The 18,305-nt window shown below is 73.7% G+C and carries 11 protein-coding genes and 3 pseudogenes; 2 read left to right on the top strand and 12 right to left on the bottom strand.

Features of this window, described 5'->3' with window-relative positions; genetic code table 11:
* Positions 1-5: 5 nt before the first annotated feature.
* Positions 6-920 (bottom strand): transposase family protein, encoded by a 915-nt coding sequence (locus KSE_RS34685; protein ID WP_014140060.1) that lies wholly within the window; start codon positions 918-920, stop codon positions 6-8.
* 163 nt (positions 921-1,083) lie between these two features.
* Between KSE_RS34685 and KSE_RS46415 the strand changes: the two are divergent.
* Positions 1,084-1,386, top strand: a pseudogene (locus KSE_RS46415) (site-specific integrase); the annotation flags it as partial.
* Positions 1,387-1,485: 99 nt separating this feature from the next.
* Positions 1,486-2,271, top strand: a complete 786-nt coding sequence (locus KSE_RS45290; protein ID WP_231873268.1) for a hypothetical protein — start codon at positions 1,486-1,488, stop codon at positions 2,269-2,271.
* Between the two features lie 112 nt (positions 2,272-2,383).
* Here KSE_RS45290 and KSE_RS45285 read toward each other — a convergent pair whose 3' ends face one another.
* From KSE_RS45285 to KSE_RS34620, 11 genes and pseudogenes are all read right to left on the bottom strand, one after another.
* The gene (locus KSE_RS45285) at positions 2,384-3,772 is read right to left on the bottom strand and encodes a hypothetical protein (RefSeq protein ID WP_231873267.1); all 1,389 of its coding nucleotides are present in this window, start codon (positions 3,770-3,772) and stop codon (positions 2,384-2,386) included.
* Positions 3,773-4,001: 229 nt separating this feature from the next.
* Entirely contained in the window at positions 4,002-4,466 is a 465-nt protein-coding gene (locus KSE_RS34665; protein WP_231873266.1) for an MFS transporter, read from the bottom strand.
* Between the two features lie 23 nt (positions 4,467-4,489).
* Positions 4,490-5,314, bottom strand: coding sequence for a helix-turn-helix domain-containing protein (locus KSE_RS34660; RefSeq protein ID WP_014140056.1), 825 nt, complete (start codon positions 5,312-5,314; stop codon positions 4,490-4,492).
* Between the two features lie 104 nt (positions 5,315-5,418).
* Entirely contained in the window at positions 5,419-6,948 is a 1,530-nt protein-coding gene (locus tag KSE_RS34655) for a UDP-N-acetylglucosamine 1-carboxyvinyltransferase (RefSeq protein ID WP_014140055.1), read from the bottom strand.
* Between the two features lie 99 nt (positions 6,949-7,047).
* Positions 7,048-7,284 (bottom strand): hypothetical protein, encoded by a 237-nt coding sequence (locus tag KSE_RS39095; RefSeq protein WP_014140054.1) that lies wholly within the window; start codon positions 7,282-7,284, stop codon positions 7,048-7,050.
* A gap of 228 nt (positions 7,285-7,512) precedes the next feature.
* Positions 7,513-7,743: pseudogene (locus KSE_RS34645) on the bottom strand (VOC family protein); the annotation flags it as partial.
* Between the two features lie 52 nt (positions 7,744-7,795).
* Positions 7,796-8,254 (bottom strand): annotated as a pseudogene (locus KSE_RS40555) (squalene/phytoene synthase family protein); the annotation flags it as partial.
* A gap of 297 nt (positions 8,255-8,551) precedes the next feature.
* A complete protein-coding gene (locus KSE_RS34635; protein WP_033257906.1) occupies positions 8,552-9,163 on the bottom strand; it encodes a hypothetical protein in 612 nt (203 codons plus the stop codon).
* A 127-nt stretch (positions 9,164-9,290) separates the two neighbouring features.
* Complete coding sequence (locus KSE_RS46070) at positions 9,291-12,560, bottom strand: ATP-binding protein (protein WP_014140051.1); 3,270 nt, start codon at positions 12,558-12,560, stop codon at positions 9,291-9,293.
* Between the two features lie 150 nt (positions 12,561-12,710).
* Entirely contained in the window at positions 12,711-15,599 is a 2,889-nt protein-coding gene (locus KSE_RS34625) for an FG-GAP repeat domain-containing protein (protein WP_014140050.1), read from the bottom strand.
* The gene (locus tag KSE_RS34620) at positions 15,599-18,151 is read right to left on the bottom strand and encodes a S8 family serine peptidase (protein ID WP_014140049.1); all 2,553 of its coding nucleotides are present in this window, start codon (positions 18,149-18,151) and stop codon (positions 15,599-15,601) included. Before KSE_RS34620 ends, KSE_RS34625 begins: the two co-directional genes overlap by 1 nt.
* Between the last annotated feature and the right edge of the window lie 154 nt (positions 18,152-18,305).

Below are 18,305 nucleotides of genomic sequence, written 5' to 3'. Positions count from 1 at the left end.
GTGGTTCACACGTTGGCGGTGCGGTCGGAGACGAGGCCGGCGATGGCGCGGTAGGTGTCGGGCAGGTTGTTGCGGCGGTGGGTCCAGCGCAGGAGTTGCTTCCAGCGTTTGTGGTCGGCCAGGGCGTGTTCGACGGTGATGCGGTCGGATGAGTGCTGGTGTCGGGCCTGTTCCCAGCGGGCGTGGACGTCGGCCAGGGCGCTCTTGTTCGGTTTCCTCGGCGGCGTGATCGCCTGACCGGGGTGATCGCGCCGCAGGCCGAGGTAGCCGTCGTCGAGGAGGACCTCGACCTCGGGGAAGTGCCGGAAGCAATCGGCGATGCCTTCGTTGCGGGCGGCGGTCGCATCGTGCATCCGCCCTGGCCGCAGGGCGTCGGTCCACAGGGTGCGGCCGAGGTGGTCTGCGATCACGGTGGCCTTCATCGTGTTCTGCTTCTTCTTGCCCGACACGAAGGCACGGCGCCCGCCGCGGCCGGCCACGGGCCGGCGGACCTGGATCTCGGTGGCGTCCAGCCGCAGCTCGACACCCTCGGCCTGCGCGTAGGCGAACACGTCCGCCAAGGTCCGCAGACGCACACCGGGCCGGTCGGGGACCGCGCAGCCCCGCCGGGCGAGCAGGGTGCGGATCTCCCCGATCGCCCGGGTGACGATGGAGCGGTCAACGCCGAACAGCAGCCCCAGTACCGCATGCGGAAGGTCGTGCCGCAGATGGATCAGGGTGGCCACCACCCGTTCGGTGAAGACGAGTTGATGACGGGCGCCGGCACCCGCAGCCCGCTTCCTCACCCCACCCCGCACTTCGTGGCGGCGCCCCTCGACCACGGCCTGCCACGGCTCGGCCAACTCGGCGATCAGACTGCCCAGATGCTGCCGGGAGACACCCGTGAACAGCCGATGCGTCAGAACCGCCCGATTGACCATGATCCGCACGCCGAGATCATGCCACTCACCAGCGCGGCCACCTCAACCGCTATCACGCACCAACTCGTTAGGTGAGGGGTGCCCGATGTAGCGGTGGCGGGTGTTCTGGGTGGGAAGGGACTGGCTGACGGGCCCGGATTCGTCCGGGCCAGGCGACTGGGAGATGCAGCCCGGGGACGCCGTGTTCCTGGGGCCGGACCACCGGATCGATCCGCTGTTCTGCCGGTTCGGGCAGTCGTCGGTGTTCCGGGGGTACGAGCAGGAGACCAGGCTGAACTATGCGACGGACATTGCCCTGCTATTGACGTTCCCATCCGGGAGGAACCGGGTCTGGACTGACGCCCGTGAGAGGGACCTGGACGACTTCCGGAGCTGGCGGCTGGAAGCGCCGGCCAACCCGGCCCTGGTGGGTTCGTCGAAGTGGAACAGGGAGCTGGCGGCGTTCTCCGCTCTGTACCGGTGGGCCGACCGGCAGGGGTACGTCGTCGCGAGTCCGGTGACGATGCGCCAGGTCTCGGGGTTGTACGGGGGGACGCGGGAAGTTCCCGAGGGGCTGAGGAAGCCGATGGCGTCGGACATGCGCTGGCTGACGCCCCGTACGTGGCGGCTGTGGACGGACGTCGGCCTGCGGGGCCATAACCGGGACGGGGCGGTCGAGGCTGGCTGGGCCAGCTGGGCCGGCTGGAGGATCGCAATGTCGCGTTCGTGCGGCTGCTGGTCTCCTCGGGTCCGCGTGCTGGAGCGGATCGTGCCCGACGGCGAGCTGCTGTTCGACGCGGCCCTCCACAACCCCACCCACGCCGTCTACCGCACCGGGTCGCTGAGGAACGGCTCGCTCGCCGGGCGGATCGAGGACTTCGTGGCCTGGGCCAACCACGAGGCGCGCACCCAGGACCTGCCCGGCGAAGCCATCTCCGGACCCGCAGCCCGCCAGGCCATCCTCGCGGCCGCCAACGGCCCGGTCTTCCAGGGCTCTCTGGTCGGAGCCGGCTTCTCCCGCAAGCACGCCGCCGCCCGCCGGCACCTGGGCCGCGACGGCAGCGTCCTCTACGACAACCCGAACGCCCTCCTGCTCTGCCTCTACCGACGTGACCGGGTCCTGTGCGCGACGAACCGGGCAGCGCGACGCCCCCAGCCTCGACCAGTGCGTCCCCGGTTGCGGCAACACCGTCCGCACCGACCAGCATGCCGCCGCGCCGAGGGGCTGGAGCGCGCCCTCGACGGCGCTGCCGAACGCTCCAACGGCGCCCTCACCATCGTCGCCCTGGCCATCGAAGCCGACGTCCCCCGCGACGTGCTCAGCGGCAAGGCAACCAGCGTCACGCCACTTCGGCCCGGCACAGGCCGCTGACCGGCCTGTGGACTGCACGGTGTGCTGGCCAACCGTCACCCGCCGGGCGCCGATCTGGCTGAGCGGGAACACCTGCTGTGGCAGGCGCCCGGCTCAGCTCCCTTCCGAGGGTTCAGCAGTAGCCGTCCAGGCGGGTGCGCCGGCCGGGCGTGTGGTTGGGCCAGGGGCGGCGGGCCTGGTCGGAGGCGGCGTCGCGCAGGTGGTCGAGCGCGGTGCCGCCGGGGTAGCCCCGGAAGTCGGCGTACCAGAGTCGGCGGTGGTACTCGTTCCAGTAGCTCACTACGCGGCGTTCGGTGCGGGCGAAGAACTCCGGATTGTCCACCACGAACTGCCCGTACACGGACCTGCCTTCAGAGCCCGGCATCAGCAACTCCCGGTAACCATCACGGAGATCGGTCAGGATCTCCAGCACGTACTCGCCGAGCAGTTGCACGGTGTAGGGCACCACCCACGGGGTCGTGGAGGTGAGGAGCTGCGCGAGGTGGCGCTGTCTGACCCGGCCGTCGTGGTGGCGGGTGTAGAGGCAGTGCAGCAGTTGACGCTGCCGCGGCGGAAGCAGCTCGACCGTGGTGAACGGCAGTTCGCCGTGGTAGATCCGGGAGGGGATGGCAAGGTGCTCCGCTCCGACCCGGACCGTGAAGGTGCGAGCCGGATGCTTCGCTTCCGGGAGGAGTGCGAGTACGGCGCGGGCATCGGCGGCGAGCTCGTGCGGGAACGCCTCGACCAGGGACTCCCGGCCATCGCGGTCCGCCTGCTCCGGCTCCCGCTCGACCGGGCCTCGGGTCCCTCGCGGCATTCCGACGGCCCCGGGGACGTGGCGTTCGGCGACGGCCATCGCCAACCTCCGCAGCTTGGTGAAGTAGGAAGCGCAGTAGGGCTCGTGCATCAGGGGTATGGCCTTGTCGAGGGCGTTGATGGAGTCCCAGAGCTCGGCCGTCCAGGTCTCGTCGAGGGTGTCCTTCAGTTCGCGGTCGACGAGACCGGCCACCCAGAGGTCCACGAGGACCAGATCGACCCCGGCCGGCTCCGCGCCCTGGAAGCCCGGCGGGAACCGCATGTGCCGGTGTTCGTCCCGCAGCCGGACCAGGGAGTCATCGTCCGGGCCCGCCGGCTCCGCCACTGGCCCGAGAAGTGCGGCCACCGCGTCGAAAACGGCCCGGACGCTGGTGACTGCGCCGCTGGGGTGACACGCGGCGCTCGTCCGCTCGCCCCTGGCGAGATCGCTGGGCAGTGCCAGCGCTCGGTCCAGCCCACCGGCGAGGTCCGCCGTGAGGTGGCCCTCCGCTGCGGCCCGCTCGACCAGGTCCGGCAGTGGCCCGCGGTCGGCCAGCCGCTCGGTGAGGGCGAGCTCCAGCGCGACCAGCGAGTGGGTGACCGCGACGGTGGCGAACTCGTACCGGTAGAAGGAGAACCGGAGCAGTTCACGGCTGGTCCCCAGGGCGCTCATCACGGCCATCGGTGCGTTCGCGGGCACGACCAGTTCGGCTATCAGCTCCTCCATGCCCTCGAAGTCGGGGACGAGGAACCCGCTGCGTGGGTCCGGCGGCGCCAGGCGGAGTGGGCCACGAGAAGTGGTCAGGGAGTTCACCGATGCAGTCTGGCCGCCGGGGGCGGGCGTGGCCAGCGGATTTCCGGCCCTGGAGGTGACCACTCCGGAATCAGCCGAGGACGGCTTCACAGCCGGCACAGGCATGACCCTCGACCCCCAACGTCACCCTGACAAGCCGAAGTCAGTACTGCAGCTCCAGAGAGTGGCTCCGCGCCATAGATACCTGCTGATCACGGCTTGAGCCACCCGCCCTCGGGACAAGCTCGGCCCAACATGCTGACTTGACAGGGAACAGGTCGCCGAGCCGGCCGCCGGTGACCATGCCGACTCCGTAGGCCAGCGCGTAGGCGGCGACCACGAGTTGGATCTGCGCGTCGGTGGCCCGCAGGTCGTGCTGGAGGGCGGGGACGGCGACGTTGACGATGAAGAAGTCGAGCCCGGCGAGGAAGACGCCGGCGAGGATGACGGGCAGGGTGGCCCGGTGCGGCGCTCCGGGTGGTGCGGCGGCGGTGCCGGCGGGGACGGGCGCGGGCGCGGCGGTGGTGCGTTCGGTGATGGGAGGGCAGGCTCCTGCGGCAGCGGGGAGGGATGGCGGACCGCGCCGCTCCACCCCGGGGGCCGGGGCGGGGCGCGGTGCGGCCTTCACTCTCCCCGGGCCCGCCGGGGGCCTCAACTACCTGACAGGTAGGCGGCGGTGTGCTCGTCGGCCGGGAAGAAGCTCTCGATGACCAGCTCGGACATGGTCACGTCGTGGGCGGTACCGAAGGTGGCGAGCGTCGCGATGAAGTTCAACGTCACGTCGCCGTGCCGCAGTTGGAGGGGAACCATGATGTCGTCCGGGCCGGGGGCGCCGATCTCGGGCTCCGGCCGCGCGCACGGGTAGCCGAGCAGTTCCTCGTACAGCGGCCGGAGCCGTTCGTCGAGCGCGGCGCGGCAGGCCAGCCGGGCGAGCAGTTTGTCGCGCCACTGGCCGATGTTGGCGATCCGGGGTGCCATGCCCTCGGGGTGCAGGACCAGGCGCAGGCCGTTCACCGGTGGTTCCAGCAGGTGGGCGGCGACGCCCTCGGTGAACAGTCCGAAGGCGTCGTTGCTCGCCACGATGTCCCACCGGCCGTCCACCACCAGCGCAGGGTACGGCTGGTGGCCGCGCAGCACCCGCCGCACCGCTTCCAGGACGGGCTGCATCGCCGGGTCGTCGAGCGGCCGCTCAGGGTAGACGGGTGCGTAACCGGCGGCCAGCAGCAGCGAGTTGCGCACCCGTGCCGGCACGTCCAGGTGTCCGGCGAGCCGCAGCACCATCTCCCGGCTGGGCTGCGACCTCCCGGTCTCGACGAACCCGATGTGGCGTGCCGAGACGTCCGCCAGGTTCGCCAACTCCAGCTGGCTGAAGCCTCGTTGCCGCCGCCATTTCGCCAACAGCCGTCCCGCCCTGGCCTGTTCCCGCGCCTGCTCCTGCACCTGCTCCCGCGCCTGTTCGACCGGACCCGCCGTCATCGCCCACCCCCTTCGTCCGCCCCCAATCTGCGCCAGGCCCGCCCCGCGGACGGCGGGGCGGGCTCCAGCGCACGGGTGCGATGTGCCGCCGGGGGCGGGGCGGGTCAGATGTCGCGGAAGACCTCGATCCGCGCGCCGACCGAGTTCAGCCGGGCCGCCAGGTCCTCGTAGCCGCGGTTGATCACGTAGACGTTGCGCAGGATCGAGGTGCCCTCGGCGGCCAGCATCGCCAGCAGCAGGACCATCGCGGGGCGCAGCGCGGGCGGGCACATCATCTCGGCGGCACGCCAGCGGGTGGGGCCCTCGACCAGGACCCGGTGCGGGTCCATGAGCTGGACGTTGGCGCCGACCCGGCCGAGTTCGGTGAGGTAGACCGAGCGGTTCTCGTAGACCCAGTCGTGGACCAGGGTGGAGCCGTGCGCGCAGGCGGCGATCGCGGCGAAGAAGGGCAGGTTGTCGATGTTGATGCCGGGGAACGGCATCGGGTGGATCTTGTCGATCGGCGCGACCAGCTTGGAGGGGCGCACGGTAAGGTCGGTCAGCCGGGTGCGGCCGTTGGCGGCCGGGTACTCGGGTCCGCGCTCGCAGTCGAGGCCCATCTCCTCCAGGACGGCCAGCTCGATCTCGATGAACTCGATCGGGACGCGGCGGATGGTCAGTTCGGAGTCGGTGACGACGGCGGCGGTGAGCAGGCTCATCGCCTCGACCGGGTCCTCGGAGGGGGCGTAGTCGACGTCGGTGTCGATGACGGCCTTGCCGTGCACGGTGAGCGTGGTGGTGCCGATGCCCTCGACCCGGACGCCGAGCAGTTCCAGGAAGAAGCACAGGTCCTGGACCATGTAGTTGGCGCTGGCGTTGCGGATGACGGTGGTGCCGGGGTGGCGGGCGGCGGCGAGCAGCACGTTCTCGGTGACGGTGTCGCCGCGTTCGGTCAGCACGATGGGGCGCTGCGGGGAGACCTCGCGGTCGACGCTGGCCCGGTAGCTGCCGGTGGTGGCGCTGACGTGCAGTCCGAACTGGCGCAGCGCGGCGAGGTGCGGCTGGACGGTGCGGGTGCCGAGGTCGCAGCCGCCGGCGTACGGGATCTCGAAGCGGTCGGCGCGGTGCAGCAGCGGGCCGAGGAACATCAGGATGCTGCGGGTGCGCCGGGCGGCGTCCTCGTCCATGCCGGAGAGGTCGAGCCGGGCGGGCGGGGTGATCTCCAGGTCGGTGCCGCCGTTGATCCAGCGATGGCGCACGCCGATGCTGGCGAGGACCTCCAGCAGGCGGTAGACCTCCTCGATCCGGGCGGCGCGGCGCAGGGTGGTGCGGCCGGTGGTCAGCAGCGACGCGGCGAGCAGCGCGACGCAGGCGTTCTTGCTGGTGCGGACCTCGATCGCGCCGGAGAGGCGGCGGCCGCCGACCACCCGCAGGTTCATCGGGCCGGCGACGCCGAGCGAGACGATCTCGCTGTCCAGCGCCTCGCCGATCCGGGCGACCAGGTCCAGGCCGATGTTCTGGCCGCCGGACTCGATCCGGGCCACCGCGCTCTGGGTGGTGCCGAGGGCCGCGGCGAGCTGGCTCTGCGTCCAGCCCTTGTGGGTGCGGGCGGCACGGACGAGCTTGCCGATGCGGGAGAGATAGTCTTCGGTCACCGCGTGAACATATCTCACCTGTGCGATGGCCCGCACATCCGGGGCCCGCCAGGCCACCCCGGCCACCCCTTCCTTCGCCCCGGCCGCCGCGCAGGGCGCTCAGCCGGTGCAGCGGGTCGCGACGGGGTGCCGACCCGCGCTGAACGCGGCCGACGGGACGCCCATGAGGCGGCGGAACTCGGCCGCCGGGTGGGACTGGTCGTAGTAGCCGGTCCGCGCCACGACGGCCGCCCACCGGCCCGGGTCGGCCACGAGCACGGCGCGGAGCCGCTCGATCCGGGCGAAGTGCTTCGGCGGCAGGCCGGTGGCGTCGGTGAGCAGGGCGTGCAGCCGCACCGCCTCCTCCAGCCACCCCGACGACCCCGCGCACCCCGACGACCCCGCGTACCCCGACGGACGGTCGGCCAGCGCCGCGCTGAGCGCGCCGACCGGGTCGGCGGCGAGCCGGTCGAAGTCCAGCCCCGGCAGCGGCGGTTCGCCCAGCGGGAGGACGCCGTCGGCGAGGCCGTGCAGCGACCGTCCGAGCAGCTCCCGGGCCCGGGCCCGGCCCCCGCCTCCCGGCCGCTACGACCAGACCAGCCCGTCGTCGGTCCAGCTGACCTCGCGGTGGCGGCACAGGCAGAAGGGGTGTCCGGCCGGGTCGGTGTAGACCTGCCAGCCGTAGCCGTCCGGCCCGATCGCGTCCTGGCGCAGTTCCGCGCCGAGCCCGACGGCCCGGCGGCCCTCGGCGGCGATCTCGTCCACCTCGAAGTCGAGGTGGTACCGCTTGGGGTGCTCCCCCTCCGGCGAGCAGGGCCCGGACGGCGGGGGTGTCCCGGGCGGCTTCGAGGTCGGCGCGGGTGACGCCGTGCGCGGCCAGCGCGTCGGCGGGGAGGGTGAGGCGGCCGTCGGCGAGGTCCTCGGCGAGGTCGTTGACGAAGTCGAGCCGCTGACTGGAGTCGATGAACGTCCGGCAGGCGGCGCGGTAGGCGCGCTGGTCGCCGTCGGGGCCGAGCAGCGCGGCGACCACCATGAAGCCGGGCAGCGAGTACCCGTCCAGGTAGGTCTGGTAGTCGTCCTCGGTGTCGAAGCCGGCGAAGTCGAGGTCGGCGTCCGCGGCGGCGAGGAAGTCCAGCACCCGCCCGCGCAGGACCGGCCGGGCCGCCACGCTGGCCAGCAGCGGACGCAGTTCGGGGTCGTCGGTGCCGTCGGCGCTTCGGGCGTCTCCGGCCTCGAGCGCGGCGGTGACCTGGGCGCGCCAGCGGGCGGACGCGGCGCGGCGGGTGTCGGCCGGGCCGCTGTCGAGCAGGTTGTCGGTGTGGTGCATGAACGCGGTCGCCGCGATCACGTGCGGGACGGTCGCCGGCGGCAGCAGCAGCCCGGCGGCCAGCACCACCTCCCGCTTGTAGGCGGCCACCCGCTCCCGCTGCCGCCCGTACGCCTCCCGCAGCGCGGGCTCCCGCACCCCGGCCGCGTCCAACGCCCGCTCCCAGCCGCCCACGCGCGCCCGTCCCCTCGCCGTCCCGTTCTTCCCGCCCCTATCCTGCCAACCCGGCGGTGCGGCGGGCGCGACCGCTCCCGCCGCGACCACCCCCGCCGCCCCCGCTCCGGCGGCCTCCCGGGCTCAGCCGGTCGCGGTGCGCCGGCCGCCGTACGAGGCGATCAGGGCGTCGACCACGGCGGCCGCGTCGGCGTCGGCGGGCCCGGCCGGGTACTCGGGCAGCAGGTCGTCCCAGACCGGCAGCCAGGAGCCGAGCATCTGCGTCTGCCCCTCCGGGCGACCGAAGAACCACAGGTGCAGGTGCGCGGCGCCGTCGCCCAGCCGGTAGACGTGGGCCCGGGCGACGTGCGGCACCGCCTGCACGTGCCGGACGATGTGGGTGGTCAACACGCCCAGTTCGGCGGCCAGTTCGTCCGGCAGTTCGGCCAGGTCCCAGTGGTCGCGCGGGTACAGCATCAGTGCCAGCGGGACGCCGACGCCCGTGACCCGGTCCAGCCGCCAGTTCTCGGTGAACCAGAGGCCCACGTCGCGCTTGCCGCAGACCCCGCAGTCCGCCGGGTCCTCCCCGCGCCGGGGCGGCTCCGGGACCACCGGGGGACGCAGCGGCGAGACCCGCAGCCCCTCCTGCTCGAACGGGCTGATCTCCCAGCCGGTCATCCGGGCCAGCGGGAGCCGGAGTTCGGCGTCGGCGGCGGCGCGGGCGTGCGCGTGGAACTCGTCAGGTGTCAAAGCCATGGTCGGAAGAGTAGCCCGATCGTCCGCGTCAAGATCATTCAATTCGACGATCCTATCCGGGCCAGAGCACCGCCCCACACCCCGCCGACCCCGGCGCACCTCGCCGAAGACCCCTGCCGAGCGGCCGTCACTCCGCGCCGAGTTCGGCGTGCAGTCCGAGCACCCGGGTCAGGCCGGACGGGTACGGGAGGGTACGGGCGAGGTGGTCGGCGCGGGCGAGGGCGGTGCGGGCGGCCGCGCGGTCGCCGAGCCGGGTGGCGGCGGTGGCGTGGGCAATCAGTGCCTCGGTCTCGGCGAGGCGTTCGCCGGTGGCGTGGGCGCGGGCGGCCTCGGCGGCGGCGATCCGGGCCGCTTCGGTGGGGCGTCCGGCGGCGAGGTGGGCGTGGGCGGCGAGTTCGGGTGCCTGGGCGGCCGCGTCGCCGAGGACGGCGAGCGCACCGTCGGGGTCGTCACCGCGGAGCGCGTACAGGGCCCGGGCGCGCCGGACTTCGTGGTCGGCCTGCTGGTCGCCGGGGGTGCCGGCCCGCTCCAGCAGGGCGGCCGCGCGGGGGCGGTCGCCGGTGCGCAGCAGGACCCGGGCGAGGACGGCGAGGGCGTAGGGCAGTGACCAGGCGTCGTCCCAGTCGGCGGCGGCGACGGCGGCCTCGGCGTACTGGGCGGCGGTGTCGTTCTCCTCCAGCAGGAGGTGGAGTTCGGCGAGGTTGAGCTGTTCGAAGGCGGCGGCCAGCGGGTCGCCGGACCGCCGGGCGTGGTCGAGGGCCTGTCGGCCGAACCGGACGGCGTCGTGCAGTCGGCCGTGTCGGCGGGCGTTCTCGCGCAGGGTGGAGAGGACGGAGCCGAGCAGGGTGGGTTCGCCGTAGGCCTGGGCGGGGGCGAGCGCGCGGTCGCCGGCCCGGCGGGCTTCGCCGAAGCGGCCGGCCAGCCCGAGGTTGATCGCCTGCATGGCGTGCGAACGGGCTTGCAGGAGCTGGCCGGTGGGCCCGGGGACGTGTTCGGCGGGCTCCTGGGCGCGCCGGGCGGCGGCGTACGCGTCGGGGTAGCGGCCGCGCATCTTGTCCAGGCCGGAGCGGGCCAGGTGGTGCACGGCGCGGGCTTCGGGTCCGGTCCGGCCGTTCGGCGGGTGGGCGTCCAACACCTTTGCGGCGGCGGTGAGTTCGCCGATGCGGCAGTGTGCCTCGGAGAGGTGGGCGGCGGCGGTGACGGTGTCGTCGTGGTCGCCGCGGGCCCGGAACTCGGCGAGCGCGGCGCGCAACACCTCGGCGGCGCGGCCGGGTTCGCCCATCCGGCGCAGCACCCGGCTGTGCGCGAGCCGGGCCCGGGCGGCGTCGACGTCGAGCCGGGCGACCAGGTCGCGGTAGTAGCGGTCGGCGGTGTCGTTGGCGTAGAGCGCGGCGGCGCGTTCGGCGGCGCGGCGCAGGTAGTCGGCGGCGCGCGGGTCGTCGGCGCGGGTGAAGTGCGAGGCGAGGGCGTCGACGGCGTCGGGGCGGCGGCGCTGGACGGCCTGGGCGTAGGCGCCGTGCAGTTGGCGGCGGCGGACGGCGGACAGGCCGTCGTAGCAGGTGAGCCGGACGAGGGGGTGGCGGAAGGCGAGTCCGGCTTCGGCGCGGCCGGCGATGACGACCTGGCGTTCCTCCACCAGGGCGGCGGCGATGGCGTGTTCGACGGCGTCGGCGGCGGCGCCGCCGGTGACGGGCGGGTGCAGGGCGTGTTCGGCGACGTCGAGGAGTTCGGCGAGGGCGGCCTCGCCGCCGGCCACCGAGAGGGCTTCGACGAAGCGGCGGGCGGGCGGGTCGAGCCGGGCGAGGCGTTCGCCGACCAGGTCGCGGACGCCGGCCGGCGGGTGGGCCGCGCCCTCCGCCGACTCCCCGCCGCCGCGGGCGAGTTCGAGGGCGAACAGCGGGTTGCCGAGGGAGAGTTCCCAGACTTCGGGGCGGGGCGCGCGGCCGGTGGCGTCGCGGACGGCGGCCAGCACGGCGGCCTCCCCGAGGCGTCCCAACTCCTGTCGGGCGGCGAGCTGTTGGCGGATCAGGGCGGCGACGGCGCGGCGGCGGGGGTCGGTGTCGGGGAGTTCCTCCTCGCGGTAGGTGGCGAGGAAGCGCAGCGGGGCGCCGCGGTCCCGGGCGCGCCGGGCGAGGTGGCCGAGCAGTTGGTAGGAGCCGGTGTCGGCGGCGTGCAGGTCGTCGAGGACGACCAGGGCGGGGCGGCCGGCGGCGAGGTCGCCGAGCAGGGCGGCGCCGGCCCGGAACAGCCGGTCGCGCTGTTCCTCGGGGCTGGGTGCGGCACCGGTCGGGATCTGGCCCAACGAGGGGAGGAACGCGGCGAGTTCGGGGTACTCGGCGCCGACCCGGGCGCGTTCGGCGGGGTCGTGGCCGGCGAGCCAGCCGTCGAGCGCGTCGGCGAAGACGCCGTAGGGGGTGTGGTCCTCGGCGTCCTGGCCGCTGCCCCACAGGACGGCGGTGCCGGCGGCGGCGGCGCGGCGGGCGGCCTCGCCGGCCAGCCGGGTCTTGCCGATGCCGGCTTCGCCGGTGAGCAGTCGGACGGGCGGCCCGGCGGGGTCCAGCAGCAGCGCCAACTCGCTTTCGCGGCCGTGCAGTCGGCTGGTTTCGGCGCCGCGCAGCCGGGCCGGGAGGGTGCCTCCGACGGGGGCCGGGGCGGGGGTGGCGGCGAGGGCGGCACGGTGCAGGCGTTCGGTCTCGGGGCCGGGGCGGATGCCGAGTTCGGCGTCGAGGGCTTCGCGGCACAGGTGGTACTGGCGCAGGGCGCGGCGGCGCTGGCCCTGGCGCAGGCAGGCGTCGATGAGCAGCCGGTGGGCGAGTTCCTCGGCGGGGCTGGTGGTGAGGACCTGTTCGGCGCAGGCGGCGGCGTCCTCGGGGCGGCCCCGGTCGAGGTGGGCGGCGGCGAGCCGGAGCAGCAGGTGTTCGCGGAGCCGGTCGAGCCGGGTGCGGCGGGCCTGGGCCCAGTGCGCGTAGCGGTCCTCGGGGAGCAGTTCGCCGCCGAACTGGCGTATCGCGTCGGCGAGCCGTTCGGGCCGTCCGTCGGCGAGGGCGTCCTCGGCGGCCTGTTCGGCGTGGTCGGCGTCGATCCAGACGGCGGCGGGGTCGAGCAGCAGCAGTCCGCCGTCGGCCTTGAGGTAGGCGGAGGCGGCGCGGGGGGCGAGTTCGGGTTCGAGGGCGTGCCGGGCGGCGTGCAGGGCGACCCGGAGGCTGCCGGCGGCGGCGGACGGGTCGGCGTCGGGCCAGCAGGTCTCCATGGCCTGTTCGCGGTGCAGCCGGTGGCCGGGGGTGACGGCGAGCAGTTTGACCAGGGCGCGGGCGCCGGGGCGCGGCCAGCGTTCGGAAAGTGGCGGCCCGGCGTCGCGTTCGGCCCGGAATCCCTCGAAGAGGTAAAGGCGCAGCATGGGTGGTGCGGTGTCCGTCCGGTGTGTCTCTGGTGCGCCCATAAGGCCGGTAACAGTACACGAACGAGCCTGGTACCCCGCAGGCGGGAGCCTGCGGGGTACCAGCCCTTTACCCGCGCGGACGGTTCCGCGGAGGTCCGGTGAAGAACCTCAGGAGAGCTTGAACGTCGTCATCCGGTGAATGCCGTTGTCGATCGACAGCACGCCGCCGCCCAGCAGCCCGGCGGCCCGGTTGACGCCGAGGGCGTCGAAGTTGAGCGAGATCATCTCCTCCTCGCCGTCGCCGTCCAGGTCGGCGGCGAGGTAGTCGCGGCCGCCGCGCAGGGTGGCGGAGCCGATCGAGGAGTGGAAGGCGTTGCCGTCGCCGACGATCGCCGGGTCGTAGGCGGCCAGGCCGCCCTCGACGCCGCCGACCAGCAGCTTCCTGCCGTCGGGGCCGGTGATGAACTGCGCGGTGCGCAGCGGCGCGCTGGTGGAGGTCCAGCGGTCCTCGCCGTTCGCGAGGTACTGGCACAGCACGCCGAAGCCCATCTCCTGGAGGCCGTCGCCGTCCTCGCCGGTGAAGAAGTTCCCGTGCGACCAGGGGCCGCCGGCCACCTTCTGGTGCAGCACCTCGCCGGTGCGGCCGTCGCGGATCTCGGTGACCGACATCGGGCTGGCCAGGTCGGTGCCGCCGCCGCTGATGCCACCGGGGACGGCGGTGATGATCCAGGTGTAGACGACGGCGTGGCCGTCGGCGTACGGGATCTTCGGCGAGGCGTAGACCGCGTGGTCGAGCAGCGCGCCGTGCAGCTTTCCGTCGACGGCCTCGGCGGGCGCCTTCGGGTCGGCCTGCCAGCGCGGGGTGCCCTTCGCCGCGTCCAGGGCGACGCCGTTCTGCACCGAGTCGCTCTTCTGCATGGCACCCACGCCCGCGTACTGGACGAACACCGTGCCGTCGGCGGCCACCGCGTCGGAGAAGACCACGTCGCCGCTGCCGGCCGGGGCGGCGTACGTCCACAGCGGGGTGCCGTCGCCCCGGTAGGCGCGCAGCGCGTCGGTCGGGACGAGGATCTCCTGCTTGCCGTCGCCGTCGAGGTCGGCCAGCGTGACCGAGCGGACGTACTTGCCGCCGCCGTCGACGGTGGTCAGCACCTTGCCGGTGCGGCCGTCCAGGACGACGGTGGCGGTGTCGGCGGCGACCACCACCTCGGGCTTGCCGTCGCCGTTGACGTCGCCGGTGGCGACGGCGTGCACCTCGCCGGGGACGGTGGCCCGCCACAGCTGCTCGGGCGTGCCGGTGAGCAGCGAGGGGCCGGAGAAGGCCCAGACGCCGTCGGAGCTGCCGCCCGCGACGACGTCCTGGCTGCCGTCGCCGTCGAGGTCGGTGGCGGCGGCGTGGTCGAGGTCGCCCTGGAGCGGGGTGAGGCTCTTCTGCTTGCCGTTGCCGAGGTTGTAGGTGTGGATGTTCTGCTGCTGGTCGACGGTGCGCACCACGCCGCCGTCGATCTGCTGGAAGCGCGGCGAGGCGCTGGTGCCGCGGGTGCTCCAGCGGACCTTGCCGTTGCCGTTGTAGGCGGTGAGCCTGCCGTAGCGCAGGCCGGAGACGTTCTCGGCGGTGTCGGTGGCCCGGCCGTCCTGGGAGCTGGCGATCAGCGAGCCGTCGGTGATGTCCAGGGCCCAGGTGCTGGGGCCGTCGCCCGCGTCGACGCTGGGCTTGGTGGTGTCGGTCCAGCGGACGGTGGAACCGTCCCTGCCGTCGAGCACCCGGATGGTGCTGGCGTTGACGTAGCCGCTGGGGTTGAAGGAGTCCTCGGCGACGGCGTAGGCGCCGGTGTCCTTGCCGAGGTCGCCGATGGTGAGGGCGGTGGGCAGCACGTTGGTGCGGGTGTCGAGCACGGTCCGGGCCCCGGTGGCCAGGTCGTAGCCGACTACGGAGTACGCCAACTGCCGCGTGTAGTCGGGCTGTTCGAGGGCGACGAGGCGGTGCCGGGCGGCGTCCAGCCGCAGCGCGCGGCCGAACAGGTCGCCGTCGGTCCGCCAGCCGGGGGTGCCGTCGGCGGTGTTCAGCACGAAGGTGGTGCCGCGGCCCGCCGTCGTGCTGGTGGCGCGCCGGTCGAAGGAGACCGCGACCTTGCCGCCGCCGAGGTCCAGCAGGTCGCCCCAGGCGGCCGGGCCGGCCTCGCCGGTGTCGTACGTCCAGGTGGAGGCCGGGGTGAGCCTGCCGTCGGCGGAGGAGAACCGGATGCCGGTCAGGGTGGCGGTGGCGGTCCTGGCGGCGCTGGTGTTCTGGCGCGGCGCGTCGGAGACCAGCAGGGTGCCGTCGACGATCCGGACCAGGGTGGTGGAGGCGTACAGCTTCGACCACAGGGTCCTGCCGGTGGCGCCGTCCAGCACGGTGACGAAGGAGCCGTAGGTGAGCGCGGAGCCGGGCGAGGTGAACGGCCGGTACGGGCTGTCGCCCGCGGAGGCGGCGATCACCAGGTCGGGCACGCCGTCGCCGGTCAGGTCGCCGGTGTCGTAGCCCTGCGCGGAGTCCGAGCTGAACGGGTTGACGAAGTTGAACACCATCGGGATCCGGGCCGGGTACGGCTCGGTGTCCCACACCCGCAGCGGCTTGACCTGCCAGTCCGCGTACAGCGAGGCGTTGGTGCGGGCCCAGGTGGTGGAGCCGTCGGCCTGGTGCAGTTGGACGTTGCCGAGGCTGTGCAGGGTGAAGTAGCTGCCGTCGCTCCCGGCCGGGACGGTCCTGGCCAGGCCGCGCACGCCCTCCAGGGTGGAGGCGGCGGTGAAGGTGACCGGCGCGTGCGCGTCCAAGTGGCTGCCGGTGCCGCCCTCGGCGGTGGCCTCCGAACTGTCATCGGCGGCGGCCTGCGGGTAGGCGTCGGCGCTCAGCCGGGCGGCCAGGTCCTGGGCCTGCCGGTCGGTCAGCCTGATCACGCCGTCGGTGCCGGCGGCGGGGTCGGCGGCCAGCGCGTGCGGGGCGGCGGTCAGCGCCAGGCCCGCGGCGACCAGGCCGGAGGCGAGCCGGAGGGCTCTGCGGTGGCGGTGGGTGGTCATCACTTGGCTCCCTGGGTGAAGCGGATCGCCGAGCCGTTGGTCAGGACGGCCTGGTCGAAGGAGTACTGGAGGGCGTCGGTGCCGGCCTGGTTCTCCATGCCGACGGTGGCGCCGGAGCCGCCCCCGGGCACGTTCTGGTACTGGAAGGTGATGGCGCCGGTGGCCTCGTCGAACAGCACCTCGAAGCTGACCCGCTTCGAACTGTCGGCGACCAGCGGGACGTTGTCCCAGACCACGGCGAAGGTGCGCTTGCCCGCGGTGCCGGTGGTGGCGGTGGTGACGGTGGCCTTCTTGTCCAGCGTCAGGTCGTCCCAGAACGGGGCGACGACGCCGTTCGGCTTGACGGCGGTGGGCAGCGCGGTGTTGGCGTAGTCGCCGATCCGCGGCTCCAGGAAGTTGACCAGGCCGTCGGTGGTGACCGAGGCGCTGGTGTACTTCACGCCGTAGTACGTCACCGGGAACGGCAGGGCGACGGTCTTGGCGTCCTCGTCGCCGCTGAGCGCGACCCTGCTGCTGCCCTTGACCCAGCTGTACGCGGCCGGGGCGCAGCTGGTGCCGGAGTTGTCGGTCCGGGCCGGGGTCCGCACGGTCTTGGCGACGTCGGCGGCGACGGCCAGAGGGCCGGTCCACACGCCGTTGCACAGCACGGGCTGGGCGGGCTTGACGGTCAGCGTGTAGCCGCCCTCGGCGACCTTGCCCAAGTTGTAGGAGCCGTCCTGGCCGGAGACCACGGAGGCGACCGGGGTGCCGGTGAGCTCGACCACGGCGCCGGCCAGCGGCTTGCCGGTGACGTCCAGCACGGTGCCGGTGACGGTGTGGACGGCGACGGCGGTCATCGCCAGCGGGACGCTCTGCGGCTGCCCGGCGGCGACCGTCAGGCCCTTGACCTCGAAGTTCGCGTAGCCGTACCCGGCGGCGGCGATGTCGTAGCGGCCGGGGGCGAGCGCGAGCCGGTAGGAGCCGTCGGGGGCGGTGGTGACGGTGCGGGTGCCGGCGGCCTCGCTGCTGACCTTGACGGTGATGCCGGGCAGCGCGGCGCCGGTCGCCCGGTCGGTGGCCCGGCCGGTGATGTCCACGGCGGTGTGCGGGGCCAGGTCGACGGACTTCAGGATGTCCAGCTTGCCTTCGCCCCACACGTTGTTGGCGCCCGCGGTGCCGCCGCAGTGGGTGTCGTCGACGTCCCGGGCGCCCTGGTTGAGCAGCGCCCGGGTGCCGTCGATGTCGCCGATCAGCGAGGGCGCGGCCGACCAGAGCAGCGCGACGGCGCCCGCCACGTGCGGGGTCGCCATCGAGGTGCCGGACTCCGCCATGTACGCCGAACCCGGCCAGGTGGAGCGGACGTTGACGCCCGGGGCGGAGATGTTCGGCTTGGCCGAGCCGTCCACCAGGGACGGCCCGAAGCCGGAGAACTTCGCGATCTTCCCGTTCACGTCGTAGGCGCCGACGCCGTAGGACGGGGCCTGCGAGCCGGGGGCGTGCGAGGTCGAGCAGGTCGTGCCGTCGCCGTCGTTGCCGGCCGCGAACGCCTCGAAGATGCCCGCCGAGTTCCAGGCTTCCACGATGTCCTGGTAGAAGGTGGTGTCGCCGCCGCCCCAGGAGTTGTTGACGATGTTCGGCGCCAGGTCCGGCCGCGGGTTGTTGCCGTTGTGGTCGGTCGGCGCGAGCAGCCACTGCCCGGCCTTCAGCAGGAACTCGTCGGAGCACTGCGAGGATTCGCAGCCCTTGGCGGCGATCCACTTCGCGTTCGGGGCGACGCCGATGCCGTTCTTGGCGACCATCGTGCCCATCGTGTGGGTGCCGTGGCCGTTGTTGTCGCACGGCGTGCTGGGGGTGGCGCAGGTGCCGCTCGGGTCGTAGAAGTTGTAGTCGTCGGTGAAGGTGCCGTCGCCGTTGTTGCCGCGGTAGCCGGCGACCAGGTCCGGGTGGTCGTACTGCACGCCGGAGTCGACGTTGGCGATCACCACGCCCTCGCCCCGCGCGTCGTACTGCGCCCACACCTGGTCGGCCCCGATGTCCTTGACGCCCCACTCGGGCGTGCCGTCGCCCGCGTCGGTGGAGGCCGCCGTCGACGCCTGGACGTCGTCTATGTGGTACGTCCGCGCCTTGACGATCCGCCGCACGTCGGCGCGCTTCGCCAGTTCGGCGACCAGGTCGGCGCCGCCGGTGACCTGGACGGCGTTGGCGATCCAGTAGTCCTGGTGGCCGACCTTCCGCCCGTCCAGGAACTTCCGCAGCGGGCCCTGGCTGCGCTCGGCGGTGTCCCGCAGCTCCTGGAAGGCGGCCCGCGCCTTCGCCGCGTGCGGGCCCTTGCCCTTGGCCCCGCCGAGGTCGGCGCGGTCCTTCAGCACCACGAAGAACGCGGTCTCCCCGCCGCCGGCCACCGCCCCGGCCAGGGCCGGGTCCACCTGCGCGGCGGCGGACGGGACGGCGGGCGGGGTCGGGGTGGCGGCCGTCGCGGCGGGCAGCGGCGAGGCGGCCAGACCGGCTGTCACGGTCAGCGCGGCGGTGGCCCACAGGGCCGCTCCGCGCCGGTGCTGTCGGGGCAGGTGCATCGGGGTCCTCCAGGGAGGGGGTGGGGGATGCCCCGAAAGCTAGACAGCGGCCGTTACTGCGGAATTACAGGCTCCGGCACCCCGCCCGGCCTGCGTTGATCCGTTGTTGATCCGGCTGCGCCAGCATGGCCGCACACCGGGTCGCCGCACGCCG

Source organism: Kitasatospora setae KM-6054, assembly GCF_000269985.1.
GTDB classification, from domain to species: Bacteria; Actinomycetota; Actinomycetes; order Streptomycetales; family Streptomycetaceae; genus Kitasatospora; species Kitasatospora setae.
Note: the sequence above shows the minus strand (reverse complement) of the source record. Positions and strands in the feature narration are given on the sequence as shown.